The organism is Ruegeria arenilitoris (assembly GCF_013030985.1).
GTDB lineage: Bacteria > Pseudomonadota > Alphaproteobacteria > Rhodobacterales > Rhodobacteraceae > Ruegeria > Ruegeria arenilitoris_B.
On the sequence record NZ_WPYP01000001.1, the window covers coordinates 1,001,639 to 1,027,497 of the forward strand.

The following is a 25,859-nucleotide window of genomic DNA, read 5'->3' on the forward strand; positions in this document are numbered from 1 at the left end:
GCAAATTTGGCGAGAACCTATGCCTTGAGTTGCGCCTTTGCAAGCAAAGGCGGCGCTGTGACCCATCTGAACCCGACCCGACCCTGCCAGGAACACACAAAGCGTTGCAGATATGCCCTATGAACATTGCCGAAACCGGGTATAGTTCGGGGCAAGGGGGACACATGGTACGGTATTTCAAGCCCTTCCTTTTATTGTCTTATTTCTTGATCCCACTGGTGTTGAGCCTGTGGATTGCGGACCCTGTTTCGGCACAGGAAACGCCCGTCGAAAATGTCACGTCCGAGGTCGACGAGTCGGATGCTTTCATGGCTCCTGTCATCGTGGATGGGGACGTATTGTTTCAGGTCCGGGGGTCCAGCGCCCTGCCCGCGCCAGAGCGCGCGGAAGGCGTGCAGGACAAGATCATAGCAATCGCCGAGGCCTCGGACGCGCCGTCGGTCGAGATCACCTTTGAAGAGACCGAACTTGGCATATGGATTCTGGCCGATGGCGAGAGAATCTCGATCGTCACCACTGCCGATTCCGAGCTGGACCAGATGGAGCTGAGCGTCCTCAGCGTGCTGCACGGCAATGCGATCAAACAAGCCGTCGAAGCCTACCGCGCCAATCGTACCGAAAAGGCACGTGTATCCGGTGCCATCGAAGCTGCCGCCTGGACTTTCGGATTTGTTGCCTTTGTCGTGGCCATCCTATGGCTGCACCGGAGAATTCGGCGGCGAACGCTGAAATTCGTCAAACGCCACCTGAAGGACGTGGAAACCGCCACCGCCAAAAGCGTTCAGGCCGAAGCGATAGCTGCACTGGTTCGGTACGGGCTGAATTTCGCCCTGTTGGTGATCTTCTTTCTGGGTTTCTACTACTATCTGTCCTTCGTCCTGCTGGCCTTTGCCGAAACCCGCTACTTCGCGCAGCTGCTGCTCACCTATCTGACCGAACCGGTCCTGCTGATCTTCAAAGGTATCCTCAGCTACATTCCGAATATGATCATGCTGGGCCTGATCGCCTGGGTGACGATGTACATCATCAAAGGGCTGCGTGTGTTTTTTGATGCGGTCGAGGCTGGCTCATTCGAAATGGGCGATTTTGAGAAACATTGGGTCAGCCCGACGTTCAACATCGCCCGCGTTGTTGTCATCCTGATCGCGCTGGTTTTTGCAGTGCCCTACATACCCGGCTCGGATTCCGCGGCATTTCAGGGCCTGACCATTCTGGTAGGCGCAATGCTGTCGCTGGGGGCGAACTCGGTCGTATCGAATATGCTGGCCGGACTATTCGTGATCTATCGCCGTTCAACCTCGATCGGGGACCGTATCCAGATCGGGGATCACATCGGCGATGTGGTGCAGATCAAGCTGATGGAGACGCATCTGAAATCGATCAAAAACGAACTGATCTCGATCCCGAATGCGCAATTGATGAACTCAGATGTGGTCAATTTCTCGAAGAAGACGGATGGCAGCGGGCTGCTGCTGCACACCACCGTCGGCATCGGTTATGAGGAGCCGCCCGAGAAGGTCGAGGCGATGCTGATTGAGGCCGCCCATCGGACCAAGGGGATCAAGGCCAAGCCGGATCCCTTTGTATTGTGGACCGCCCTGGCGGACTACGCGATCAACTACCAGATCAACGGCTATACCACGCGCGGTAGCATCATCCCGAAAATCCGCTCGGACTTGCATCGCAACATCGTGGCCGTGTTCAACGAGAATGGCGTGCAGATCATGACGCCCTCTTACATGGCCGATCCGCCCGAGCCAAAAATCCCGGCAGAAGACTGGGATGGCCATCTGGCACATGAATCGCACGAGGGCGCGGATATGTCGTAACCGGTGCTACACCCTGCCTTTCAGATGGTGCATAAGCGGTTTCAGTGATTCACGCATTTAAGGATCTGAACCATGCACGACATCCGCGCCATTCGCGAAAACCCAGCCGCCTTCGACGCCGCTCTTGCGCGCCGTGGGGACGCGCCGGTGTCGTCAGATGTGCTGAGGCTGGACGAAAGCCGTCGCGCCAAGATTCTGGCCGCTGAAACCGCGCAGGCCGAACAGAACAAGGCCAGCAAAGAGGTCGGCGCTGCCAAGGGGCGCGGCGATGAGGCCGAGTTCGAACGTCTTCGCGCTCTGGTCGCCAAGAAAAAGGCCGAGGTCGCCCGGATGCAGACCGAAGCCAAGGATCTGGACGCCCTATTGGCGGACCAGCTGATCCGCATCGCCAACCTACCCGCCGAAGATGTGCCGGAAGGTGCGGATGAGAACGACAATGTCGAGATCAACCGCTGGGGCACGCCGCGCGAACTGGACTTTGCGCCCAAGGAGCACTTCGAGATCGAAGCCGTTCAGAATGGCATGGACTTTGAGACCGCCGCCAAACTCTCCGGCTCGCGTTTTGTGCTGCTGTCCGGCGGTGTGGCCCGCATTCACCGCGCGCTGGCGCAGTTCATGCTGGACACGCACATCAACGAAAACGAACTGACCGAGGTGAACGGCCCGGTTCTGGTTCTGTCCGAGATGATGCAGGGCACCGGCCAGTTGCCGAAATTCGGAGAAGACAGCTATCAGACCCGCGAGGGCTGGTGGCTTATCCCGACCTCCGAGGTTTCGCTGACCAATATCGTCAACGATACGATGATCGATGAAAGCTACCTGCCGCGCCGCTATACCGCGCATTCGCTGTGCTTCCGGTCCGAAGCCGGCAGCGCCGGTAAAGACACCCGTGGCATGCTGCGTCAGCACCAGTTCGAAAAGGTCGAGATGGTTTCGGTCACGCATCCGGACAAATCGGACGACGAACAAAAGCGCATGCTACTCTGCGCCGAAGGGATTCTTGAAACGCTGGGCATCCCCTATCGCACCGTGATCCTTTGCACTGGCGACATGGGCTTTGGCGCGCGCCGTACCTACGACATCGAGGCTTGGCTGCCCGGCCAGGATACCTATCGCGAGATCAGCTCGGTCTCGACCTGCGGTGACTTTCAGGCCCGCCGTATGAACGCCCGTTTCCGCCCCGACGGCGGCGGCAAGCCGGAGTATGTCCACACCCTGAACGGGTCGGGTCTGGCCGTCGGGCGCTGCCTGATCGCCGTTTTGGAGAACGGCCAGAACGCAGATGGCACCGTGACCCTGCCCGAGGTTCTGGCCCCCTATCTGGGCGGCAAGTTGACCCTGCAACTGGACGGCACGCTGGCATAAAAAAAAACCGGCGCCACACACGGCACCGGTTCGACAATCCGAAAGGCGGAGAAGGCTTACTTCTTCGCCTTTTTCTTACCTTTCTTCTTGTCTTTGCTTTTATCTTTCTTCTTGTCGTCTTTTTTCTTCTGATCTTTTTTCTTGTCGTTCTTCTTGGACTTTTTGTCCTTCTTGGCCTTGGCCTTCACCTTGTCCTTCGCCTTCGAGAACACGGCTTCCATCTCTTGCAGTTTTTTGGCGGCCTTTTCAGCCTTGGCTTTTGCCTTAGCCTTTTTGCGGGCTTTCGCTTCGGCCGCCGCGGCTGCGGCCTTTTCCTCGGCTGCCTTGCGTGCAGCGTCTTCGGCGCGCTTTTCGGCGGCTGCAGCGGCGACGGTTTTCCGGGCCGCGGGTCTGCGCGTCGCAGGTTTACGGGCCGGGGTACGGCGTGTTGCGGGCTTTGCGGCAGCGGGTTTTTTGGCCGCAGGTTTCGCTGCCGGTTTGGCCGCAGGTTTCGCTGCCGGTTTGGCCGCAGCTGGCTTTGCCGCAATCGCCTCTTTCGCCGCAGCGATCAGTAACGGCGCACGGGCAATACCAATTCCGGAAACTTTGACCAGGTCGGCGGGGCGGGCTTTGGCGATGGCTTCGGCGGTCTTGAAACCATTGGCGGTCAGCGCCTGCCCCAGCGCCTCACCTACACCCTTCACGTTGGTCACTGCGGTCATTGAGAGTCCTTTCTTTTTCCCTGCGCCCTATCGTATATACACTGAATATACATAGCAACAAGCCAATGAACGGCCAAAGCCGCCCCAAGTTGTCAACTGCTGTGCGCCAGCGTACCGGTTGAGTCCTTTTTCGGAAATGGCACGAGGCGTTTGGCATCCTCGTCCCAGAGTTTCAGGTTCAGCGCCGCCACGGCCTCGGGGAATTTGATCCGCCGGGGCGTGTATTCGGGCGGCAGGTTATAGTGGCACGCCCGCAACCGATAAGACGGAATGCGCGCGTTGAAGTGATGGATGTCATGCAAGGTAATGCACGCCACCGCGTTGTCGAACCACCAGCCGAAATCCAACGCGGAGGAGCCCTGAAGCGCTGCCAGTTGCGGATCAAGGTCCGGGCGGCGGTCCCAATAGGTGTCCTCGAAATTGTGCTGCAGGTAGACAAGGAACACACCCAGCATCCCCCCCAGCAGAGAGAACACCAGCCAGACCAGAATCCCCGTCGACCCGGCGATCAGATAGAGCAGGCCCAGAAACACCACGATGGACAGGTTGTGCAACACCACGCCCTTGACCCCGAAGCGCACCGTGTTCTTGGGCCAGCGGTAGCGAATGAAATAAGTAAACAGCGCGCCGACCGGAACCAGGATGAACGGGTTGCGGTAAAGGCGATAGAACAAACGGGTTTTCCAGTCCGCTTTGTTCCACTCGCGCAGGGTCATGGTGTGGATTTCACCGGTTTCGCGGTGCTCCAGATTGCCGATCCCTGCATGGTGGAGATTGTGGTTCTGCTTCATCACCTCGAACGGAGCAAAGGTAAACGGCGACAACCCGTGCCCGGCCCATTCATTCTGCTCGCGGGTTTCGAACAGAGAATGGTGACCGCAATCATGCTGCAACACGTAAAGCCGCACAGCGGAGAAGGCGAAGACAATCCCCGCAGGGATCATGATGTACCAGCGGTCGACATATGCAATGGCCAGCGCCAGCGATGTGAAATAAACCGCAAATGTTCCAAAATAGCTTAAGGCGGCCAGCCGATTGTCCTGCACCGCATATTGTCGTGTGTATTCCCGCAAATTCATTCAGCCTGTCCCCACGGTTGGCCAAGTTAATATCACAACGAAACTATTTGCATCTTCCTGTTATTCAAGTCGCGCGCACAGAAACACATGCGCACAGGCGAATGCTAGCCTGCGGCAGCCGGGCTGTCACGCCCTTCAGCCAAAAATGCTGAAAATTGGCGCAGTTACGCGCGACCTTTGAGATGTTTGGCCAGCGCGCCCGCGTTTTTCTTGCGCCGCCCCTTATAGGGGTTCTTGTCGCCCTGCCCGCGCAACGTCAGGCGGATTGGCGTTCCCGGCATGTCGAAATCCTCGCGCAGACCGTTGACCAGATAGCGGGTATAGCTATCGGGCATCTTGTCGGGATGCGAGCACATGACCACAAACCCGGGGGGACGGGTCTTGGCCTGTGTCATGTAGCGCAGCTTGATTCGGCGGCCTTGCGGGGCTGGCGGCGGATGCTGTTCCAGCATCGCGGTCAGCCAGCGGTTCAGCGCCGCGGTGGGGACTCGGCGATTCCAGACGTCATGAGCACGCAGGATAGCGGCGCGCAGACGCTCCAGCCCGCGGCCGGTCTTGGCCGACACGGTGATCAGTGGTGCGCCGCGCAATTGCGGCAGAAGGCGCTCGAAGGACTCTTTCAGATCGCGCAGCTTTTCCTGCTTGTCCTCTTCGATATCCCATTTGTTGACGGCGACAACAACGGCACGGCCTTCGCGCTCGGCCAGATCAGCGATGCGCAGGTCCTGTTGTTCGAACGGAATCGCGGCGTCCAGCAGAACCACCACAACTTCGGCGAATTTCACGGCACGCAAGCCATCAGACACCGAGAGCTTTTCCAGCTTTTCCTGCACTTTGGCCTTTTTGCGCATCCCCGCCGTGTCGAAAATCCGCATCGGGGTGCTGTCTCCATCCGGGTCGGCCCAGTCGAACCGCAGGCTGATCGCGTCGCGCGTGATCCCGGCCTCGGGGCCGGTCAGCAGACGATCTTCGCCAACGATCTTGTTGATCAGGGTCGATTTTCCAGCGTTCGGACGCCCCACGACCGCCACCTGCAGTGGTTTGGCCGCAGTGATCAGAGGTGTTTCACCCTCTCCATCCTCATCCAGTTCGATATCTGTTTCCGGAGCGTTATCCTCGGCCTTCTCCGCCGCTGCATCGGCCAGAGGCATCAGCTGTGCATAGAGGTCGGTCATCCCCTCGCCATGCTCGCCCGACAGGCGAACCGGCTCACCAAGACCTAGATTGTATGCCTCGAGCACACCGGCATCCGCTGCATTGCCCTCAGCCTTGTTCGCCGCAAGGATTACGTGTTTCGAGCGTTTCCGCAGAATCTCGGCGAACATCTCATCTGTCGGGGTCAGGCCCACACGCGCGTCGATCATGAACAGGCAGACATCAGCCATATCCACCGCGCGTTCGGTCAGGCGGCGCATCCGGCCCTGCAGGCTGTCATCGGTCGCGTCCTCAAGACCCGCCGTGTCGATCACCGTAAAACGCAGATCGCCCAGACGCCCTTCGCCTTCGCGCAGGTCGCGCGTCACGCCGGGCTGATCGTCGACCAAAGCCAGACGTTTGCCCACAAGGCGGTTGAACAGTGTGGATTTGCCCACATTGGGGCGCCCCACGATGGCGAGGGTCAGCGACATGATACTCAACTTTCAAGACTCAGACGCGCCCTTTAACGCATCTTGTCGTCAACGGAAAGCGTGCAGTTCACCTTTGGTCGATACGACGTACAACGTCTGCCCCGCCACAACGGGGGCGGTGGTGGCACCACCGGGCACCTCGACCCTGTTCACCAGTGTCCCGTCTACAGGGTTGAAGAACCGCAAGTAACCGTCATTCGAGGCGACGACGATGCGCCCACCAGCAAGGATCGGGCCATAATGGGCAAAGATCGGACCGCGACGTTTCGGCTTGTCCTTGACGAAGCCCGGCAGGTCCTGCGCCCAGACGATCGAGCCGTCCGCGATATTCAAACGGATCAACTGGCTGCGGTCACTGATCAGGAACAGGCTGTTACCTGCAGGCCAGACCGTATCAACCGCGCCTTCACCCGCTGTCCAGATCCGCTCGCCCGAGCCCGAGTCAAATGCCACGGTCCGACCCGAGTGATTGCCGATATAAATCTTGTCGCCAACGACCATAGGGCCGCCGGTCACGTCCACGATCTGCGCCGCAGCACGCCCTCGGCGCCCGCCCGCGACTGACGCGTTCCAGCGCCGGATGCCGCCCTTGCGGAAGGTCGCAGCCACGTCGCCCGAGCCGAAAGCAAACACCGCAAATTCGGACGCAATGACCGGAGCCGGAGCACCAAGCACATTGCCAACGCTCGGTGTACCCTGAACCTGCCAGGCGATGCGGCCGTCCTTGGTGTTCACGGCCCAGCCGGTTTCATCGCCCGCAACCAAGTACAACAGGCCGTCATTGACCAGCGGCGCACCGCTGCCGGTCGCATTCAGGCGTTTCTGCCACTTGATCGCGCCGGATTTCGCATCCAGTGCCGTAAGCCGTCCAAAGCCGGACGACACGTAGAGAACCCCATTGGCATAAGCCAGTCCACCACCCGTCGCATCCGAATCCCCGTCGTTTACGGGAATGAGGTTCGTGTTCCACGCCACCTGCCCCTGCGGGGTGACCGCCGAGACAGTCGCACCGGAATCCAGCGTATAGATCAGGCCGCCAGCAACGACGGGTTCGGCAGTGATACGCCGCTTGCGCGAATCTCCGTCGCCGATCGAGGTGGACCAGATACGCTGGGGCGTGGCACGCAGGGCCGCATTGGTGGTGCGGTAAGCCGGCGTCCCGGCGCTTTGCGACCAGTTGGCATTCGCCTTTTGCGCCGGCAGGCTGATCGGCTTCGAACCTCGGGTTTCGGTGATCCCGGACTCCGAGGCCGGACGAATATCCTCGCGCTCGCCGGGCAGGATGACCTCGGGCTCTTCACAGGCAGCAAGCGCCGTCAGCGATAGTGCCGCGACCGACAATCCAATGCGGGAGAAAAGACTTGTCACCATGATACTCCGAACTCGCCTGTCATTCTTTTTGCCGCCAGATCAGCCCTGCTGGGCCACCAACGGTTCCGGTTCGCCGCCAAGTGCGACAATCAACTGTGCTGCACGTTGCTGAAGGTCCACGCCGATCTCGGCATCCTGACGCATCGCCTGCAACCGCTCAATCGCCGCATCGGTGTTACCCTCGGAAATGTCGATCAGCGCCAGCTGTTCTTCGGCCAGCAACCGCAAGGGTGCGCCCGGTGCGGCCAAGGCTTCGAACTGCTGGCGGCGGTCGGCGACCGGCAAGGTGTCACTTTGCAGCAGCAGCGCCTTGAAGGCGGCAATGGCACGGTAAATCTCGGGCAGGTCACCCTGAACGGCCACGGCATTCAGGCTGATCACAGCGTCTTCGCGAGATCCGGCTTCGATCTGCGACGAGGACAGAAGCAGGTTCAGAACGGCATCGCCACCGGGCGTGGCCGCATCGATGCTGGCCAGGCTGGCGGCACGTTCCGCCGAGTCATTCTGCGTCAGCGCGCTCAGAATCTCATCCCCCAGCTTTTCCGCCGCGCTGGTGGTCCGGGCTTTGCGAATCTCGTTGAAGGCGGCACCGCCTACAATCAGGATCACGGCCAGAACACCGACCCAGCCCCAGCGGCGCAGCAGCAGGAACAGACGGTCGCGGCGGACCTCTTCGGTCACCTCATCAATAAAACTGTCGGTGTCGCTCATCCCTGCTCCCCGGGCTGTAACCTGTTCATATGGCGCCATGTCATACCCCGCCGCCTTTGCCAAGCCAAGGGCCGGAATTCGCACATTTTCACCGCGACACGCCGACCTTGCAGAAAAAAGTGAACCGAACTATCCAGTTTAGTGTAGAAATGGTGCGTGCCTGACCCCATTTTCAGGCATACACGCCGAAGGACAATCGGCGACGAATTCTGGGAGAGTCTCTGTATGCGTTTGATTTCATTCGTGAATGCGCTTTTGGTGATTGCAGCATTGTTCTTTTTGGTCTTCGAACGGGACACGCTATTTGCTTTCGCCGGTCGTGGCGACTCTGAGGCTGATACCGCATCCAACGCGGAATCTGCAGCCAACGCGACGTCAGACCAGGATGCCATTGGCGTTGTTGTCCTGCGGTCCGCGGCACGAGAAATTGATAGCGCCGTGTTGTTGCGCGGGCAAACCAAGGCCAACCGTCAGGTTGAAGTTCTGGCCGAAACCACCTCGACCGTGATTTCGGAACCCAAGCGCAGAGGCACCTTTGTTGAGGCCGGTGACCTGCTGTGCGAACTGGACCCCGGCACCCGCCCTGCCAGCCTGGCCGAGGCCGAAGCCGCCCGGCTTGAGGCCGAAAGCCGTGTTCCCGAGGCCGAGGCGCGTCTGGAAGAAGCGCACGCGCTGGTTGCCGAGGCACAGATCAATCTGACGGCAGCTCAGAAACTGTCGGAAACCGGGTTCGGCTCGGAAACCCGCCGGATTTCAAGCGAGGCCGCGATGCGTTCGGCCGAAGCCGGTGTAAAAACCGCCGAGGCCGGTCTGGAGGCCACCCGCGCCGGGATCGAAGCCGCCACTGCCGAGGTCAAAGCCGCCCAGCGCGAGATCGACCGCCAGACCATCGAAGCACCATTCAAGGGCCTGCTGGAAAGCGACACCGCCGAATTGGGCAGCCTGATGCAGCCCGGCTCGCTGTGTGCGACCGTTATTCAGTTGGACCCGATCAAGCTGGTCGGTTTTGTGCCCGAGGTCGATGTGAACAAGATCCTTGTTGGCTCGGAAGCCTCGGCGCGGTTGGTTACCGGACTTCAGGTTGCAGGCCGTGTCACGTTCCTGAGCCGGTCAGCGGATGAAACCACTCGCACATTCGAGGTTGAGATCACCGTCCCCAACCCGGACCTGACCATCCGCGATGGTCAGACCGCAGATATCCGCATTTCGGCCGAAGGGGCAAAGGCGCATCTGCTGCCGCAATCTGCCCTGACACTGAACAACGAAGGTCAGGTCGGCGTCCGCACCGTGGGCGCTGAAAACATCGTCGGGTTCATGCCGATCCGCCTGTTGCGTGACACGGCCGAGGGCGTCTGGGTCGACGGATTGCCGGAAACCGCGGATGTCATCGTCGTGGGGCAGGAATTCGTAACCCAGGGCGTCACCGTCAAGCCCACCTATCGGGAAGCTGCACAATGACAGGTTTGGTAGGATGGGCCGCCGACAGGGCCCGCATGGTTCTGGCCTTCATCGCGATCTCGCTGGTTGTCGGCGGGTTCGCCTATGTCAGCCTGCCCAAGGAAGGCGAGCCGGATATCGAAATCCCGGCCCTGTTCGTCTCGGTCCAGTTTCCCGGCATCTCTGCCGAGGATTCGGAGAATCTGCTGATCAAGCCAATGGAAACCGAGTTGGCGGATCTGGACGGCCTGAAGGAGATGACTGCCACTGCCGCCGAAGGCTATGCCGGTATCGCGCTCGAGTTTGACTTCGGCTGGGACAAGACGGCGATCATGGCGGACGTGCGCGATGCGATGAACAGCGCGCAGGCCGATTTCCCGGACGGGGCCGAGCAGTATTCCCTGTTCGAAATCAATTTCTCCGAATTTCCCATCGTCATCGTCAATCTGACGGGCGCCGTGCCCGAACGCACGATGGCGCGCATTGCCAAAGACCTGCAGGACGATCTGGAAGCCCTGGATTCGGTGCTTGAGGCCGGGATCGCGGGCAACCGCGATGAACTGCTCGAAGTCATCATCGACCCGCTGCGGCTTGAGGCTTACGACGTGTCGGCGGATGAGTTGATCAGCGTCGTACAAAACAACAACCAGCTGATCGCCGCGGGTGAGGTCGACACCGCGCAGGGCACATTCTCGGTCAAGATTCCGTCCTCGTTCAAAACCGCCGAGGATGTCTACAGCCTGCCCGTCAAGGTCAATGGCGACCGCGTCGTGACCATGGGTGAGCTGGCGCAGATCAACTACACCTTCGAAGACCGCGAAGGCACCGCCCGGTTCGACGGCGAATCCACCGTGGCGCTGCAGGTGGTCAAACGCAAAGGCTTTAACCTGATCGACACCGTGGCGCAGGTGAAGCAGGCACTGGCCGCGGCACAGGAAAAATGGCCAACTGAGCTGCGCGCTGCCGTCGATGTCGGTACCTCGAACGACCAGAGCCGTATCGTCGACTCGATGGTGCGTCAGCTTGAGGGCTCGGTCCTGACCGCCATCGCTCTGGTGATGATCGTGGTTCTGGCTTCGCTGGGCACCCGCGCTGCGCTGCTGGTGGGCTTTGCGATCCCGACCTCGTTCCTGCTGAGCTTTGCGTTTCTTGCCATCATGGGGGTCAGCATCTCGAACATGGTGATGTTCGGGCTGATCCTGGCCGTGGGGATGCTAGTCGACGGGGCAATCGTGGTGGTGGAATACGCCGACAAACGCATCAAGGAAGGCATCGGCCCGATGCACGCCTATGTCGAGGCGGCACAGCGGATGTTCTGGCCCATCGTGTCGTCCACCGCGACGACACTCTGTGCCTTCCTTCCGATGCTGTTCTGGCCGGGTGTTCCCGGGGAATTCATGAAGATGCTGCCGATCACGCTGATCTTCGTGCTGTCCTCGTCGCTGATCGTTGCGCTGATATACCTGCCCGTCGTGGGTGGCGTCTCAGGCCGCCTCAGCCGGACCTTCGACCACACCTCAAACTGGCTACGGAGTGTGGCCCCGTGGTGGGTGCGCGCGATCTTGGTTCCTCCGTCGCTCTATATGATCTTCCTGGGCGCGATGCAGATGCTGAACCCGGACTACCTGTTGCCCGGGGGCGTGGTGGCGGGTGCGCTGCTGTTCATCGCAGGCGGCTTCGCCGGTTCCGTGACCCTGAGCGCCGCCAGGATCGAACGCCATCACGAAGAACGCGTCCATACCGCGCGCGAGCACACTCCGTTCGGATACGTGGTCAAATTCCTGGTCGGAAACCCGATTATGCCTGTGGTTTCGATTGCTGTCGTGGCGCTCAGCGTCATGGGGGTGATGACCTATTTCATGAACAACAATCGCGGCGTCGAGTTCTTCGTTGAAACCGAACCGGAACAGGCCACCGCCTATGTCCGCGCGCGGGGCAACCTGTCACTGCAGGAAAAAGACGCGATGGTTCTGGCCGCTGAAGAGGTAATCAGCACGCACCCGGCCGTGACCAATGTGTTCGCCTTTGCCGGCGAAGGCGGTCTGAACCAGAACAACGGCGGCGCGCAGGCACCTGCCGATACCGTGGGCCGTGTGCAGTTCGAAATCACCCCGTGGGAAGACCGGCCCAAGCAGACCGAGCCCGTCCTGTTCGGACTGTTCGACCGCGAATTCATTGCTCCGGAATATGACGGTGATTTCGTTCTGGACGAGTTGAACGCGGAACTGGCCAAACTGCCCGGTTTCATCGTGGAAATCCTGCCGCTGGAACAGGGTCCGGCGGCAGCCAAGCCGGTGCATCTGCGCATCAAGGGTGACGGTTGGGAGGAACTGACCACAGCCGCCCAATCGGCGCGCGCGGTGTTCGACGAGACGCCGGGCCTGATCAAGGTCGAAGACACCATGCCCCTGCCCGGCATCGACTGGCAGATCGACGTGGACGTCGCCAAGGCTGGCCGGTTCGGAGCCGACGTCGCCACCGTCGGCGCAATGGTGCAACTGGTCACACGCGGTATCCTGCTGGGCGAGATGCGTCCCGACAGCACCGATGAAGAGGTCGAAATCCGCGTCCGCCTGCCCGAGGAAGACAGGGTATTGTCCACGCTGGACACGCTCAAGGTGCGTACCCCCGACGGGTTGGTGCCACTGTCCAACTTCGTGACCCGCCAGCCGGTCGCCAAACTGGCCGAGATCAACCGGATCGATCAGCAGCGGTATTACGACGTCAAGGCGGATGTCGAACCGGGGCTGTCCAAAGTGGTTACCGATGGTCCGGACGGATCCGAGCAACGTCTGGCCATTGTGCGCGCGGTCGAAGAAGGTACCGAACCCAACGGAACAACCGTCACCAAACCGGATGGCACAGTATACGAGCTGTTCCAGCTGACCGGAGCCAACAGCATCGACGACCTGCGCGCCGCGATCGAAAACGGCGACGCGCGGTTTGCGCTGGTCAACCCGAACGAGCGGATTGCGGTGCTGACCGAATGGCTGAACACCGACCCGTTCTCGAACGCGATCAGCTGGGAATGGACCGGCGATCAGGAGGACCAGGAGGAATCCGGTGCCTTCCTGCAAAGCGCATTCCTGGGCGCGTTGGGGCTGATGTTCGTGATCCTGCTGGCGCAGTTCAACTCGCTGTATAACTCGGTTCTGGTGCTGCTGGCGGTTGTGCTGTCGACCACCGGGGTTTTGATCGGGATGATCGTGATGCAGCAACCGTTCTCGATCATCATGACCGGTACAGGCATCGTGGCGCTGGCGGGGATCGTGGTGAACAACAACATCGTTCTTATCGACACCTATCAGGAATACAGCCGCTACATGCCCCGGATCGAGGCGATCGTGCGCACGGCTGAGGCGCGTATCCGCCCGGTTCTGCTGACCACCCTGACGACAATGGCCGGTCTGACGCCAATGATGTTCGGCCTGTCGCTGGACTTCATCAATGGTGGTTATTCGATTAACAGCCCGACGGCGCTGTGGTGGAAACAGCTGGCCACCGCCGTGGTGTTCGGACTGGGTATCGCCACCGTTCTGACGCTGATCGTGACTCCCTCGTTCCTGGCGCTGCGGGTGTGGGTTTCGACCTATCTGGTGTGGCTGGGCAGGGTTCTGGCCCGGCTCACGTCGGGACGTTCCAGCCAGGTGGCGCAGGACATGGCCATCGGCAAGGCTGCCCGTCAGGCGCAGGCGACCGAGGTTGTTTGGGGCGATGAAACTGAACCTGCGTCCACGGATGCCAAAAAACCGGAAGATCCGCCGGGGACGCCACTGAAAGCCGCAGAATAAAAAATGGCGAGCCCAGGGCTCGCCATTTTTCGTTTTAACCTGTCTTAGTCGGTGAAAACGTATTCGCCCAGCTCGCATAGATCCAAGCCAAAATCTTCGGCAGAGGACCCATCGGAAAACCCGCCGCGAATGTCGTAGACGCAAGTTTGCAATCCGTCAGCTATCAGAACGTCCGCCTCGTAACCCGGTGCAATGTAATCACCACCGAGCAAGTTCGATTCCCAATTGTCCGACGAGCTTGCAGAGACGTTGAATTCAACCAGATCGACGCTGCTTTCATTGGCCAGCAGAAATACAAGATCCTCGGCAGATGCGGTCGACGCAAAAAGCGACGCCAGAACAAACGGCGCAGCAAACAATTTCTTCATTTGGTGTTTCCCTGATTTGTTTTCCAACACGAAACGGTTGATGCCACCGGTCATAACCGGAAGACGCCATTGGGCAAACGACAATCGTCTGCGATCAAGCTGGTCACTGAAAGAATTCACAATCCAGCAACCGCGTCCTTACTTTTACTTGGACAAACGGGTCCAGGTCTGGTGCCCGCATATGGCGTGGTCACAACCGCGTACGCTCAGGGTATCTCCGTTCAGCGTCATTTGCGGCGCGACATCCACGTTGACCATCGGAATCCAGAAATCCCCGCCGCCATACTTTCCGCCGCCTTCGCTGGCCACATCCCAAAACAGCTTCTTGCCGATATTCGGGGTCTGCACCTCTTTGCCGGATGTGTCATAGGCCGACTGGATCTGACCACAGAATTTGTCTCCGCAGGCCGATATCTTGATATGAGAGATCAGCTTCTTCCGGTCCGGCTCGGTTTTCCAGACGCCGACGATGGGATCAGCAGCCGCAAAGGCTGGCGTCAAAAGGGCGAGCGCGGTTGCTATAGCTACAAATCGAACGAGTCTTCGCATCACACCACTCCTCCTATACGCGGTTAACATAGCACATCTCCGCGCAGCGCAGGTCACGCGGCCTGAGCGTCCGATTGCTGGCGGCTCCACAACTGCGCATAGCGGCCTTCGCGGCTCAGCAGTTCGTCATGGGTGCCCTGTTCAAGGATTTCGCCCTGTTCCAGCACGACAATGCGATCAGCCTCGGCGATGGTGCTGAGACGGTGCGCAATAGTCAGCACGGTGCGCCCTTCCCCGGCCCGCGCCAGTGCGTCCTTGATGTCCTGTTCTGTGTCGGTATCCAGCGCCGAGGTCGCCTCGTCCAGCAACAGGATCGGCGGGTTCTTGAGCAGCGTGCGGGCGATGCCGACCCGCTGTTTTTCACCACCCGACAGTTTCAACCCACGTTCGCCCACCTTGGTGTCATACCCTTCGGGCAGCGTTACGATGAAATCGTGGATCTGGGCGGCTTTGGCGGCGGCCTCGACCTCTTGCTGCGAGGCACCGTCGCGGCCGTAGGCGATGTTATAGCGGATGGTGTCGTTAAACAGCACCGTGTCCTGCGGCACCACGCCGATGGCGGAATGCAGGCTGTTCTGCGTCACATCGCGCACGTCCTGGCCGTCGATCTTCAGCGCGCCGCCAGTCACATCGTAGAACCTGAACAGCAGCCGCCCGATGGTGGACTTGCCCGAGCCCGTCGCCCCGACGATAGCCACCGTCTGACCCGCCGGTACCGTCAGCGAGATGCCCTTGAGAATTTCCCGATCTGCGTCATAGCCGAAATGGACATTGTCCAGCGTGACCTCTCCGCCTTTGACCACAAGGTCCGACGCGTCGGGTTTGTCGGTAACCTCGGCGGGTTGTTCCAACAGGTCGAACATCTGCCCCATATCCACCAGCGACTGGCGGATTTCCCGGTACACCGTGCCCAGAAAGTTCAGCGGCACGGTGATCTGGATCATGTAGGCGTTGACCATAACGAAGTCGCCCACGGTCAGCGAACCGTTCTGCACCCCAACTGCCGCCAGAACCATCACCCCGATCAGCCCGCAAGTGATCAGGAAAGACTGACCAAAGTTCAGGAAGGCCAACGAATAGGCCGTTTTCAGCGCCGCGCCCGCATAGGCCTTCATCGACACGTCATAGCGTGCAGCTTCGCGTTGTTCGGCATTGAAATACTTGACGGTTTCAAAGTTCAGCAGGCTGTCGATGGCGCGTTGATTGGCCTCGGTATCCTGATCGTTCATCTCGCGCCGCAGCTTCACACGCCATTCGGTGACGGCGAAGGTGAACCAGATATAGAAGCCGATGGTCACGGCCACGACGACCAGATACCAGACATCGAACAGCCACATCAGGATGATCGCCACCAGCAGCAGTTCCAGGATCAATGGCCCGATCGAAAACAGCAGGAAGCGCAGCAGGAACTCCACGCCTTTCACGCCGCGTTCGATGATCCGGCTGAGACCCCCGGTGCGGCGCGTCACATGATAACGCATCGAGAGTTGGTGGATGTGCTGAAACGTCTCGAGCGCCAACGCCCGCAGGGCGCGCTGCCCCACCGGGGCAAAGGCCGCATCGCGCAACTGTTGAAAACCAACGGTCATCATCCGCGCCACGCCATAGGCGACAGTCAGCCCCACGGCCCCCAATGCCAGCGGTGGCACGCCCTCTCCGGCCAGAGCGTCAACCGCGCCTTTGTACAGGATCGGCGTAGAGACCGCGATCAGCTTGGCCAGCACCAGCATACCAAGCGCCAGAACTACGCGTCGTTTGACCCAGGGCTCATCCTCGGGCCAGAGATATGGCGCAACCTTGCGGATCGTGCGCCAGCCAGAGCGGCGTTCGTCTGTTTTGGGCATGTCGTCGGAGTGCATAGGGGCTGTTCGTCTCATCACGTACCTGATCTGCGGTCAGAGATAGCCCCTAGCCCGGAAAGGGCCAGAGGCAAAAGGTTTATTCAGGGATCGTGAAGATCTGACCGGGATAAATCAGGTCAGGATCGCGGATCGAATCCCGGTTGGCCTCGAACAACCGCACATACAAAACACCGTCACCGAACCGTTCGCGGGAAATGGCCCAGAGCGTGTCGCCCTCCTGCACGGTCACCGAACGGATCGGAGGCGTATCGGGATCCAACTCCGGCTCGTCAGTTGCCTCAGCTGCGCGCAGGACCTCTTGCGGTTCGCGTTTGAACGGGGTTTCAAGGCGGCTGACCACTGTGCCATCCGCGCCGACCTCATCCACGCGCAGGGTGTAGACGCCAGGTTCGATACCATCCAGCTCACTGCGCCATTTGCCGTCTTCTGCGGGGGTCAGGTCATCCACCAGCCGGTTGTCCAGATACAGACGTACAACCGATCCATCCGGCACCCGGCCCGTCAGCTCGACATCGCCGGTATCGGAATAGCCGATCGTGTCCAGAGCAACCTGGTCGGGCCCCTGCGATTGCGCGGTGGGCGCTTGCACCAGTTCGACGCCGTCCTCACCCGACCGCAGGATGGCGACACCTTGGGCCTGAGCATCTTCACCCGTCGCTTGCGCCGATTGTTCAGTCTCAGCTTCCGGTTCGGACACGTCCGCTGTTTCAATCGGTTCAGCCGCGTCAGTTGTTTCGGCTGACGCCACGTCTTCCGCTTCCGTACTCTCCGGCTGGGCGGCTGCATTTTCCGCCGTTGCGTCGGGCGCGGCGGGCTCTGCCACTGGTTCCGGCTCAGGCAGAGCAGCGATAACATAGTCGTCCGAGCGCACCGGCTCATCGCCCTGCGTTTGCAGCGTCAGACCACGGGCGGTGTCAGCAAACGGGATCGACAGGAATTCGGCGAACTGGCCGCTGGGGTCGACCGTGAAACTGTGGACCGGCTCACCATCCAACAACACATTCACCTCGGCGCCGGGTTCTGCTGTGCCGGACAGAACCGCGTTGCCGTCCGGCTCGACAAATATCTGATCCAGAGACGGGGTGACAGGCGGTGCGGCCTCTGCCGCGTCCTCCTGTTCAGCGGTGGACGCTTCCGCAGTAGGCGCTTCGGCCTCGGGTTCTTGTTCGGCTGGCTGATCCGGGGTGCTGTCTTCGGTGCTTTGAACCGCAACCTCGACCTGCGGCGCTGGCTCTTCGGGCGCGTCTCCCCCCATACGGGACAAGAATAACCCGCCCGCTCCGACTACAACCACGATACCGGCGATCACCCCCCAGACGACGCTACCAGAGCTTCCGTTTCCCGACTCGGCGTTCATTCTTTTCCCTTCACTCCGCAGTGCAAGTGCTTTGACTATAACACATTCTGCCTGACGGTTGAGCCAATCTATCAATCCCGCTATCAGGGGTCAAAACCCACGGCACAACCCCGGAGAGCGTTCACGATGACTCAGAAATCTGTTTGTGTGTATTGCGGGTCACGCAATGGCGCCAATTCCACCTATTCCGAGGCCGCCAAAACCTTCGGCACCCTGCTGGCACAGGAAGGCTGGCGGCTGGTCTATGGCGCCGGGGATGTGGGACTGATGGGCGAGGTCGCGCGCGCCGCCCAATCCGCGGGGGGCGACACGTTCGGCGTGATTCCTGTTCACTTGCTGCGGCGCGAGGTCGGCAAGACCGATCTTACCCGTTTCGTGATCACCGAGACGATGCACGAACGGAAAAAGGTCATGATCATGAACGCGGATGCGGTGGTGGTCCTGCCTGGCGGCCCGGGATCGTTGGACGAACTGTTCGAGGCCCTGACATGGCGCCAGCTGGGCCTGCACGATAAGCCCATCCTGGTGATGAATGTGGATGGCTACTGGAATGCGCTGCACGATCTGTTGCAGCAGGTCATCGGTCAGGGATTTGCCGACGGATCGCTGGCGGAATTCATCACCTGGGTCGATGATCCGGCAGACGCAATGTCCACCTTGCGTGGTTTCCTGACCTGACAGGGGAACGGGCGGCGTTGGACCGCCCGTTTTTTTGATATCACCTAGGTGGCCGGGCTAAGGCGGCTGGTCAGCAGCTTTTCAACCTTGTGAATGGGGTGGTTGGTCAAGGTCTTGTCGACCTCGGCCACGACCTTGGCCAAAACCTCGCTGTGAAGGCGGCGGCGCAGCAGGCCCAGAACATGCGGGCTAGCGACCAGAACCAGACGGTTGAATGCCCCCTTCAGCCCCTTGCGGTTCAGCAGATTGGCAACATCCTGAACAAACAGGGACTTCGCGTGGGTTTTCCAGTTTGGCTCTTCAACCGCCGATTTCTGGTTCGGCCCACCATCGAAGCGCCGCCCTGCCCGGTCGGTCGGGCGCGCGGATGCGTCCTGTTCCTCAACCGAGACAACGACCAGATTGGGGTCTTCGGCATCGGTGATGTTCTCGACAAACAGCGCCTTTTCCCCATCGGCAATGACAACCCAAGTTCCCTGCTCAAGTGCGACCATCGTGCTCTCCTTATAGTGGCTATATCAGCCATCTCTTTTCCATCAGGCAAAGGGTTACCGTGACGCGACCAGAGTGATCCGGTGCGTTGCCTGATTATGTTTCAATTGGTTAGCGGTCTCTCCCTCCGCCTCACCTAAGGTAAGCACTGTCGGGCGGGGTGCAATCCCGTCTCAGGATGAAACTTTCTTCATCGGCGGGTTTTCTCCTGTCAGACCGACACCCGTTCCGAGATTTCGAACTGCGATCTGATGCACTTGTGTACGGCAGCAAAAAGGCCTGCCAGCGTCGCCGCCAGCAGGCCCTTTTTGAACCCTTATTGGGTCAAAGCTCACATCCGTGAAGCGACGTTTTCCCAGTTCACCAGGTTGTCGAGGAAGTTCGACAGGTAAGCCGGACGCTTGTTGCGGAAATCGATGTAATAGGAGTGCTCCCATACATCACAGCCCAGCAGAGCGGTCTGGTTGAAGCACAGCGGGTTCACGCCGTTTTCGGTCTTGGTGACAGCCAGCGAGCCGTCCGCGTTTTTGACCAGCCACGCCCAGCCCGAGCCGAACTGACCGGCACCAGCGGCGCTGAACTGCGATTTGAATTCGTCGACCGAGCCGAAGCTTTCGACCAGAGCTTTTTCCAGCTCGCCGGGCATTGCGTTGCCGCCAGGGCCCATCATTTCCCAGAACTGGTTGTGGTTCCACAGCTGGCTGATGTTGTTGAAAATGCCGTTCTGCGCGACGGCATTTGCGTCATAGGTGCCAACAATGATCTCTTCCAGCGACTTGCCGTCCCACTCGGTGCCGGCGATCAGCTTGTTGCCGTTGTCGACATAGGCCTTGTGGTGCAGGTCGTGGTGATATTCCAGCGTTTCCGCGGACATACCCTTGGCTGCCAGCGCGTCATGTGCATAAGGAAGATCAGGAAGTTCAAAAGCCATCTCGGCCCCCTGTAAAATAAAAGTTGCGGTTCCCAAGGGTTAAATGCTTTGGCAAGCGCCGCAGGTCAAGGGCAGAGATCACAAAACCCGGAGGCAGGCGATGCTGACACAGGCGCGCAAAATGTTCTACCGCGCCCGCGGATACTATGCGGGCAATCTGAACAATGAGCCGTTTCGTCTGGACCCTTATCACTCGAAATTCTGGCGCAAGGCCTCTGCCGGTGCCTGGGAGCCGGAAACCTTCTCGGTGCTGGACAAATATCTGTCACCGGACAGTGATTATCTGGACATCGGTGCCTGGATTGGTCCCACAGTCTTGTACGGCGCCCGCAAGGCCCGGCATGTCTGGTGTTTCGAACCCGACCCCACCGCGTTCCGGCATCTGGCGTGGAATCTGGAGTTGAACGACATCCACAATGTCTCGGCCTTTGGGGTGGCGCTGTCGGATCAGTTCGGCGTGGCCCGCATGGCTTCGGTGCGCGGCGAACCGGGCGATTCCACCAGCTCGCTGCTGCATGACGGCGCGCATGGTTCCGATGCGTTGACAATTGCTTGGGATCAGTTCGAAGCCACAAACGATCTGTCGGGCGTTTCACTGGTCAAGATGGATATCGAAGGGGCGGAATTCCTTGTTCTGCCTACGCTTGTTCCGTTTTTACAGAAGCACCGACCTGCGCTGCTTCTGTCAACGCATGCGCCTCTTCTGCCGGATACCGAGCGCAAAGACAGAATGTCAGAAATTTGGGACTTGTTGTCCCTCTACCAGTCCTGCCACCAAGGTGACGGAACTGGTAGAAAAGTAGAAGGCTTAACCGAACCTACAGCGCTAGCCGGGTTTCAAACCTATTTGTTTACCAACTGACGGGATCAGAGTTTCCACCCAGTTTGTCTTAGTTTCAAAACAGGTTCGGAGACGAAACGACTTTGCAGGACCCAACTCCGCTTGGACGGTTCAAGGTGTTGGCCTGTGGAAAGCTAGCCAACATTTTGAAAGCGTTTGTTTTGGGATCAATCGTCGCCGTATAAGCCACGCGAAGCTGTCCAGAACTGGAAGCCATCAGATTAATGCGCCAGGACATCCGGTATTCACCCTTACGCGTTACCTTCAGCTTTGCCTTGGCAGGCGTTTCATCCGGCACGTTCGCCAGTTCATTGGACGACCGGATTGCACCATCATACACACGGGCCTGCTTGGCGTCGGCGTCAACGCTCACCAGAACCCTGCCGGGAATCCATCCGCGGGCTTCCATGCTGTGCAATTTGCAGTCATAATTTTGAACTTCGGCATGGGCTGCTCCGGCAGCGCAAGCCAATGTAAGTGCAGCAAGTAGCGCTTTCATTTACTTGATCCTATCGGGTTATTTTGGTGCTGAGATTGCCTTGCAGCGACCGTTTGCAAAGCCGTCGCGGGGAAGGTACGTGCCGAACGTGCGCGATTTCGCAATGGCTTTCATTGTATTGCGGTTCAGCATGACCGAGAACTCGAGGTCGATCAGATCGATCGCATCGTATCTGCTTTCGTTTGTTGCGTAGGTACGCCCGGATTCCGTGTAGACGTAATTGGAGCCGACCCAAGCAATAAACAGCACCTTCGGAGTGTCTCTTCCGACTCGTCCAGATCCGGGTTGGGTGGTTATTTTCGGTATCTCAACATCATGCAAGAGGGCAGAGCGACCGAATTCATCTAAAGAAAACACCAAGCGCTCTGGAGTTGGGCGGTTCGCAATTCCGGGTTCAAATTCACATTCAAAGCTTTCCTTGTAGTTTTCTGCCACAGCTACTACCGGAAAAGCCGACAAAGCTGCCCAAACAAGGGCCAACGCCTTAAAACGACTCATTACTTCTTTCTTTCTCCTACAATTCCTGCCCAGGCTTATGGTGCCCAGATCGCGATTTGTTTTCGCGCAAAACGAAAGTCTTGGCAGCGAAACACATACCAAAAGTGTAAGGGGGCGCCACCGAATAACAGGCGTCTGGCAGACCTCAGAGAATTTCTCTCAACCTGGGACATTTGGGTCACAAAAAAACCGCCCGTATGCACGGGCGGTCCAATTTTAATCAGGGTTTTGAGCAGGCTTAGTAAACCCCAACCTCACTGCCCGGTTGCGCTGCAACCTTCAGAAGTTTGAACGCGTAGTCGGCGGCCGAGCGGAAACAGACGACGCGGAAGGTTTCGGCATCGTCCATCCAGAACGCACCTGCCACCTGCGCCAGACGCGACCGGCGGATCTGGCCGGGCTGGAACGCTTCGACTGACAGCTCAACCGGCGCGACCTTGCCCATCACCTCGCGCGCGCTTGCGCCTGAGATACGGAACACGGCGCGCGCGTCCGAGACGTTGACGGCCAGCGCATGTGTGCCGCTAAGCGCGTTGTTCATCGCAGCCAGCTTGGCCTCGACCTCGGCATAAGGCACCAGCACCAGCAGCTCGTCGGTGGACATCCAGCAGACGCCGGTATCGCCATTGACCAGAGCTTCGCGCTGACCGGGCACTTTCTGCCCGGTTGCGTCCTTGACCGCCTTGGCCAGCACCTTGTCCGACAGGTCGCCGCGCAGGGTGATCATCCCCTGCAGGCCGCATTCCTCGACCTTGACGATGCCTTCATAGCTGGCGTGGTTCAGTGCGCTGATGGGTTCAGACATTCTGCTTCTCCCCGTCTTTGTCGAAGAAGATCGGGTCAACGATCTTGGCTTTGTAGGTTTTACCGTCGGTGCCCGGGAACTCGACGATCTCGCCCATACGGTCTGGACCGTGCTTGATCAGCCCCATGGCGATGCCTTTGTCCAGGTTCGCCGAATAGTAGGTCGAGGTCACCCGCCCGATCATGTTGCGCTGACCGTTGGCGTTGACGCCGTCGCTCACTGCGTAAGCGCCGTCCGGCAGGACAGAACCATCCACAGTCTCGAGACCCACCAGTTTCCAGCGCTCAGGATCGGCCATGTGGGTGCGCGAATGAGCGCGTTTACCGAGGTAGTCCTCTTTCTTTTTCGAAAGAGCCCAGTGCAGCCCCAGATCCTGTGGGATCACGGTGCCGTCGGTCTCGTCCCCGATCATGATAAAGCCCTTCTCGGCCCGCAGGATGTGCAGACATTCAGTGCCGTAAGGCATGACACCAAACTCTTGCCCTGCCGCGATCAGCGCATCCCAGAACGCCTGACCCTGAGACGCGGGAACCGCGATTTCATAGGACAGCTCGCCCGAGAACGAGATGCGGTAGGCCCGCGCGTCGAACTCACCGATCTTGCCGTCACGCCATTCCATGAAGGGCAGTGCCTCTTTCGATAGGTCCATGCCGCCGCCCACTTGTGCGTTCAGCTTCTCCAGCACCTTGCGGGCGTTGGGGCCGACCACAGCGACCTGAGCGTATTGCTCGGTCACGTTGGCGACATAGACTTTCCAGTCCCACCACTCAGTCTGCAGCCATTCTTCCATGTGACCATGGATACGCTCGGCTCCGCCGGTGGTTGTGTGGCACAGCCAGGTGTCCTCATCGATGCGGGCAACAACACCGTCGTCGATCAGGAAGCCGTTTTCCGAGCACATCAGGCCATAGCGGCATTTGCCGACCTTCAGCGTGGACATCATGTTGGTGTACAGCATGTCCAGGAACTTGCCGGCATCCGGGCCTTTGACAATCAGTTTGCCCAGCGTCGAGGCGTCCAGCAAGCCGAGGTTTTCGCGGGTGTTCTTCACTTCGCGATTCACGGCGTCATGCACGGATTCACCGGGACGGACATAGGCATAGGTCCGGCGCCAGTGGCCGACCGGCTCCCAATCGGCGCCGTTCTTGTCGTGCCAGTCATGCATCGGCGTGCGGCGGATCGGCTGGAACACATCACCACGCGCTTCGCCACCGATAGACGCCAACGAGATGGGCGTATAAGGCGGACGGAAGGTGGTTGTGCCCACCTTCGGAATTTCCGCATCCAGCGCATCAGCAAGGATCGCCAAGCCGTTGATGTTGCTCAGTTTACCCTGATCGGTCGCCATACCAAGCGTGGTATAACGCTTGGTGTGTTCGACACTCTCATAACCTTCGCGCGCAGCCAGTTGGACGTCGGACACTTTGACGTCGTTCTGGAAATCCAACCAGGACTTCATGCGCAGGCTGATTTCGGCATTGGACGGCATCAGCCAGACAGGCTCCATCGCGGCCTCAGCCGTGGTTTCCCCTTTCGGAGCGTCAGCCGTCTTGGGCGTGAAACCCGCGCCGTTGGCGGCAGCTTCACCTGCGGTTTGCGCGTCTGCCAGCACCTCACCCAGCGCCAGCGGGCCGTTGGCTGAACCGGCGGCGACCACAAAGCCTTCGCCATTCGCGCCCAGCGGCGGACGTTCGGGATCAGGGCGGAAATGGGCGTTCGCCTCATCCCAGATCAGTTTGCCGCCGCAATGCGACCACATGTGAACGACCGGAGACCAGCCGCCCGACATGGCAACTGCATCGCATTCAACTTCTTCGCGAGCGCCACCGATGCCTTCCTGATTACACAGCGCGACCTTCTTGACGCGCTTGCCACCCTTGACCTTGGCGATGGCTTTGCCCGGATCGACCTGAATGCCAAGCTGGCGCGCCTCTTCGGCCAGAGGACCAGCCGCGGCCCGTGCGTCAACGATGCGCAGAACGTCTACGCCAGCCTGTTTCAGGGTGATCGCGGTACGGTAGGCGTCGTCGTTGTTGGTGGCGACGATCACGCGCTCACCCGGGGTCACACCCCAGTTCACCACGTAGTCACGCATGGCTGCGGCCAGCATCACGCCGGGCACATCGTTGCCTGCGAAGGACAACGGACGTTCGATTGCACCTGTGGCGGTTACAATCTGCTTGGCGCGGATGCGCCACAGGCGGTGACGCGGGCCCTGAACGCCAGGGGTGTGATCGGTCAGACGCTCGTACCCCAGCACATAGCCGTGGTCATAGACCCCTGCCCCCATGCAGCGGATGCGCATGGTGACGTTGTCCATTGCTTCAAGCTCGGAAACCAATTGCTCCACGAACTTATCCACAGGCTCGCCATCAACGGTTCCGCCATCAACCGGAGCACGGCCACCCCAATGGGCGGTCTGCTCGATCAGCATGACCTTGGCACCGGATTGCGCGGCAACTTTCGCGGCCTGCAAACCAGCCACACCACCGCCGATCACCAGAACATCGGTGAAGGCATAGAAGTGCTCATAGGTGTCCGCGTCACGGCTGTCCTTGTCGGGCGCTTTGCCCAGACCGGCGGACTGACGGATGAACGGCTCGTAGACATGTTTCCAGAACGGTTTCGGATGGATGAACGTCTTGTAATAGAAACCGGCCGGCAGGAAGCGCGCAAAGGCGGTGTTCACCGCACCGATGTCGAACTCAAGGTTCGGCCAGTGGTTCTGCGAGACCGCGGTCAGGCCATTGAACAGCTCGGTCGTGGTGGTGCGCTGGTTCGGCTCGAACCGGTTGCCCTGCCCCAGACCGACCAGAGCGTTCGGCTCTTCGGCGCCGCTGGCGACAACGCCGCGCGGACGGTGGTACTTGAACGACCGACCGACCATCATCTGATCGTTGGCCAGCAGGGCCGAGGCGAGCGTGTCGCCCTCGTACCCCTGCATCGAGGTGCCGTTGAAGGTAAAAGTGACCTGTTTCGACCGGTCAATCAGCCGGCCCTGTTTTGCGAGACGGGTGCTCATTTTGCGGACCTTTCGCAGGTGGAGGCACCAAGGCCTCCGGCGGGA

At 59.7% G+C, this 25,859-nt stretch carries 21 protein-coding genes; 6 read left to right on the forward strand and 15 right to left on the reverse strand.

The genetic code is table 11. The features are described 5' to 3' along the window. Window positions 1-164: 164 nt before the first annotated feature. Window positions 165-1,829 carry a mechanosensitive ion channel family protein gene (locus GOX88_RS04990; protein ID WP_170399937.1) on the forward strand — a complete coding sequence of 555 codons (1,665 nt, stop codon included), beginning with the start codon at window positions 165-167 and terminating at the stop codon, window positions 1,827-1,829. 72 nt (window positions 1,830-1,901) lie between these two features. Next, a complete protein-coding gene (serS, locus tag GOX88_RS04995) occupies window positions 1,902-3,194 on the forward strand; it encodes a serine--tRNA ligase (protein WP_170399939.1) in 1,293 nt (430 codons plus the stop codon). Window positions 3,195-3,250: 56 nt separating this feature from the next. On the opposite strand, the gene GOX88_RS05000 is transcribed toward serS, so the two are convergent. The 5 genes from GOX88_RS05000 to GOX88_RS05020 form a co-directional block, all read right to left on the reverse strand. After that, window positions 3,251-3,895 carry a helix-hairpin-helix domain-containing protein gene (locus tag GOX88_RS05000; protein ID WP_170399941.1) on the reverse strand — a complete coding sequence of 215 codons (645 nt, stop codon included), beginning with the start codon at window positions 3,893-3,895 and terminating at the stop codon, window positions 3,251-3,253. A 92-nt stretch (window positions 3,896-3,987) separates the two neighbouring features. Beyond that, window positions 3,988-4,974, reverse strand: coding sequence for a fatty acid desaturase (locus GOX88_RS05005; protein ID WP_170399943.1), 987 nt, complete (start codon window positions 4,972-4,974; stop codon window positions 3,988-3,990). A gap of 164 nt (window positions 4,975-5,138) precedes the next feature. Beyond that, window positions 5,139-6,602 carry a ribosome biogenesis GTPase Der gene (gene der, locus GOX88_RS05010; protein WP_170399945.1) on the reverse strand — a complete coding sequence of 488 codons (1,464 nt, stop codon included), beginning with the start codon at window positions 6,600-6,602 and terminating at the stop codon, window positions 5,139-5,141. Between the two features lie 48 nt (window positions 6,603-6,650). Next, a complete protein-coding gene (locus GOX88_RS05015) occupies window positions 6,651-7,973 on the reverse strand; it encodes an outer membrane protein assembly factor BamB family protein (protein ID WP_170399947.1) in 1,323 nt (440 codons plus the stop codon). 39 nt (window positions 7,974-8,012) lie between these two features. Continuing rightward, complete coding sequence (locus GOX88_RS05020; RefSeq protein ID WP_170399949.1) at window positions 8,013-8,684, reverse strand: hypothetical protein; 672 nt, start codon at window positions 8,682-8,684, stop codon at window positions 8,013-8,015. Window positions 8,685-8,909: 225 nt separating this feature from the next. On the opposite strand from GOX88_RS05020, the gene GOX88_RS05025 reads away from it, so the two are divergent. Both GOX88_RS05025 and GOX88_RS05030 read left to right on the forward strand, forming a co-directional pair. Then, entirely contained in the window at window positions 8,910-10,142 is a 1,233-nt protein-coding gene (locus tag GOX88_RS05025; protein WP_170399951.1) for an efflux RND transporter periplasmic adaptor subunit, read from the forward strand. Continuing rightward, window positions 10,139-13,912: an efflux RND transporter permease subunit gene (locus tag GOX88_RS05030; RefSeq protein ID WP_170399953.1), complete on the forward strand. Its 3,774-nt coding sequence runs from the start codon at window positions 10,139-10,141 to the stop codon at window positions 13,910-13,912. Before GOX88_RS05025 ends, GOX88_RS05030 begins: the two co-directional genes overlap by 4 nt. 44 nt (window positions 13,913-13,956) lie before the next feature. Here GOX88_RS05030 and GOX88_RS05035 read toward each other — a convergent pair whose 3' ends face one another. From GOX88_RS05035 to GOX88_RS05050, 4 genes are all read right to left on the reverse strand, one after another. Continuing rightward, entirely contained in the window at window positions 13,957-14,280 is a 324-nt protein-coding gene (locus GOX88_RS05035) for a hypothetical protein (RefSeq protein WP_170399955.1), read from the reverse strand. Window positions 14,281-14,424: 144 nt separating this feature from the next. After that, window positions 14,425-14,829, reverse strand: coding sequence for a DUF2147 domain-containing protein (locus tag GOX88_RS05040; RefSeq protein WP_170399957.1), 405 nt, complete (start codon window positions 14,827-14,829; stop codon window positions 14,425-14,427). Window positions 14,830-14,882: 53 nt separating this feature from the next. Continuing rightward, window positions 14,883-16,673 carry an ABCB family ABC transporter ATP-binding protein/permease gene (locus tag GOX88_RS05045; RefSeq protein WP_254443275.1) on the reverse strand — a complete coding sequence of 597 codons (1,791 nt, stop codon included), beginning with the start codon at window positions 16,671-16,673 and terminating at the stop codon, window positions 14,883-14,885. Between the two features lie 94 nt (window positions 16,674-16,767). Further along, window positions 16,768-18,048: a LysM peptidoglycan-binding domain-containing protein gene (locus tag GOX88_RS05050; RefSeq protein ID WP_170399961.1), complete on the reverse strand. Its 1,281-nt coding sequence runs from the start codon at window positions 18,046-18,048 to the stop codon at window positions 16,768-16,770. A gap of 126 nt (window positions 18,049-18,174) precedes the next feature. Between GOX88_RS05050 and GOX88_RS05055 the strand changes: the two genes are divergently transcribed. Beyond that, complete coding sequence (locus GOX88_RS05055; RefSeq protein WP_170399963.1) at window positions 18,175-18,726, forward strand: TIGR00730 family Rossman fold protein; 552 nt, start codon at window positions 18,175-18,177, stop codon at window positions 18,724-18,726. 44 nt (window positions 18,727-18,770) lie between these two features. Here the strand turns inward: GOX88_RS05055 and GOX88_RS05060 are convergent, their stop codons facing one another. Both GOX88_RS05060 and GOX88_RS05065 read right to left on the reverse strand, forming a co-directional pair. Then, a complete protein-coding gene (locus GOX88_RS05060; RefSeq protein WP_170399965.1) occupies window positions 18,771-19,220 on the reverse strand; it encodes a host attachment family protein in 450 nt (149 codons plus the stop codon). Window positions 19,221-19,549: 329 nt separating this feature from the next. Next, the gene (locus tag GOX88_RS05065; protein ID WP_170399967.1) at window positions 19,550-20,149 is read right to left on the reverse strand and encodes a superoxide dismutase; all 600 of its coding nucleotides are present in this window, start codon (window positions 20,147-20,149) and stop codon (window positions 19,550-19,552) included. A 100-nt stretch (window positions 20,150-20,249) separates the two neighbouring features. On the opposite strand from GOX88_RS05065, the gene GOX88_RS05070 reads away from it, so the two are divergent. Next, entirely contained in the window at window positions 20,250-21,011 is a 762-nt protein-coding gene (locus tag GOX88_RS05070; protein WP_170399969.1) for an FkbM family methyltransferase, read from the forward strand. A 34-nt stretch (window positions 21,012-21,045) separates the two neighbouring features. Here GOX88_RS05070 and GOX88_RS05075 read toward each other — a convergent pair whose 3' ends face one another. From GOX88_RS05075 to GOX88_RS05090, 4 genes are all read right to left on the reverse strand, one after another. Beyond that, window positions 21,046-21,489: a hypothetical protein gene (locus GOX88_RS05075; RefSeq protein WP_170399971.1), complete on the reverse strand. Its 444-nt coding sequence runs from the start codon at window positions 21,487-21,489 to the stop codon at window positions 21,046-21,048. A gap of 18 nt (window positions 21,490-21,507) precedes the next feature. Beyond that, entirely contained in the window at window positions 21,508-21,987 is a 480-nt protein-coding gene (locus tag GOX88_RS05080; RefSeq protein WP_170399973.1) for a hypothetical protein, read from the reverse strand. A 238-nt stretch (window positions 21,988-22,225) separates the two neighbouring features. Then, window positions 22,226-22,792 (reverse strand): sarcosine oxidase subunit gamma, encoded by a 567-nt coding sequence (locus GOX88_RS05085; protein ID WP_170399975.1) that lies wholly within the window; start codon window positions 22,790-22,792, stop codon window positions 22,226-22,228. Continuing rightward, a complete protein-coding gene (locus GOX88_RS05090) occupies window positions 22,785-25,814 on the reverse strand; it encodes a sarcosine oxidase subunit alpha family protein (RefSeq protein WP_170399977.1) in 3,030 nt (1,009 codons plus the stop codon). Before GOX88_RS05090 ends, GOX88_RS05085 begins: the two co-directional genes overlap by 8 nt. Between the last annotated feature and the right edge of the window lie 45 nt (window positions 25,815-25,859).

Coding starts and splice junctions, on each gene's coding strand:
- GOX88_RS04990 (WP_170399937.1), top strand. CDS start 165: ATGGTACGGTATTTCAAGCCCTTCCTTTTATTGTCTTATTTCTTGATC.
- serS (WP_170399939.1), top strand. CDS start 1,902: ATGCACGACATCCGCGCCATTCGCGAAAACCCAGCCGCCTTCGACGCC.
- GOX88_RS05000 (WP_170399941.1), bottom strand. CDS start 3,895: ATGACCGCAGTGACCAACGTGAAGGGTGTAGGTGAGGCGCTGGGGCAG.
- GOX88_RS05005 (WP_170399943.1), bottom strand. CDS start 4,974: ATGAATTTGCGGGAATACACACGACAATATGCGGTGCAGGACAATCGG.
- der (WP_170399945.1), bottom strand. CDS start 6,602: ATGTCGCTGACCCTCGCCATCGTGGGGCGCCCCAATGTGGGCAAATCC.
- GOX88_RS05015 (WP_170399947.1), bottom strand. CDS start 7,973: ATGGTGACAAGTCTTTTCTCCCGCATTGGATTGTCGGTCGCGGCACTA.
- GOX88_RS05020 (WP_170399949.1), bottom strand. CDS start 8,684: ATGAGCGACACCGACAGTTTTATTGATGAGGTGACCGAAGAGGTCCGC.
- GOX88_RS05025 (WP_170399951.1), top strand. CDS start 8,910: ATGCGTTTGATTTCATTCGTGAATGCGCTTTTGGTGATTGCAGCATTG.
- GOX88_RS05030 (WP_170399953.1), top strand. CDS start 10,139: ATGACAGGTTTGGTAGGATGGGCCGCCGACAGGGCCCGCATGGTTCTG.
- GOX88_RS05035 (WP_170399955.1), bottom strand. CDS start 14,280: ATGAAGAAATTGTTTGCTGCGCCGTTTGTTCTGGCGTCGCTTTTTGCG.
- GOX88_RS05040 (WP_170399957.1), bottom strand. CDS start 14,829: ATGCGAAGACTCGTTCGATTTGTAGCTATAGCAACCGCGCTCGCCCTT.
- GOX88_RS05045 (WP_254443275.1), bottom strand. CDS start 16,673: ATGCCCAAAACAGACGAACGCCGCTCTGGCTGGCGCACGATCCGCAAG.
- GOX88_RS05050 (WP_170399961.1), bottom strand. CDS start 18,048: ATGAACGCCGAGTCGGGAAACGGAAGCTCTGGTAGCGTCGTCTGGGGG.
- GOX88_RS05055 (WP_170399963.1), top strand. CDS start 18,175: ATGACTCAGAAATCTGTTTGTGTGTATTGCGGGTCACGCAATGGCGCC.
- GOX88_RS05060 (WP_170399965.1), bottom strand. CDS start 19,220: ATGGTCGCACTTGAGCAGGGAACTTGGGTTGTCATTGCCGATGGGGAA.
- GOX88_RS05065 (WP_170399967.1), bottom strand. CDS start 20,149: ATGGCTTTTGAACTTCCTGATCTTCCTTATGCACATGACGCGCTGGCA.
- GOX88_RS05070 (WP_170399969.1), top strand. CDS start 20,250: ATGCTGACACAGGCGCGCAAAATGTTCTACCGCGCCCGCGGATACTAT.
- GOX88_RS05075 (WP_170399971.1), bottom strand. CDS start 21,489: ATGAAAGCGCTACTTGCTGCACTTACATTGGCTTGCGCTGCCGGAGCA.
- GOX88_RS05080 (WP_170399973.1), bottom strand. CDS start 21,987: ATGAGTCGTTTTAAGGCGTTGGCCCTTGTTTGGGCAGCTTTGTCGGCT.
- GOX88_RS05085 (WP_170399975.1), bottom strand. CDS start 22,792: ATGTCTGAACCCATCAGCGCACTGAACCACGCCAGCTATGAAGGCATC.
- GOX88_RS05090 (WP_170399977.1), bottom strand. CDS start 25,814: ATGAGCACCCGTCTCGCAAAACAGGGCCGGCTGATTGACCGGTCGAAA.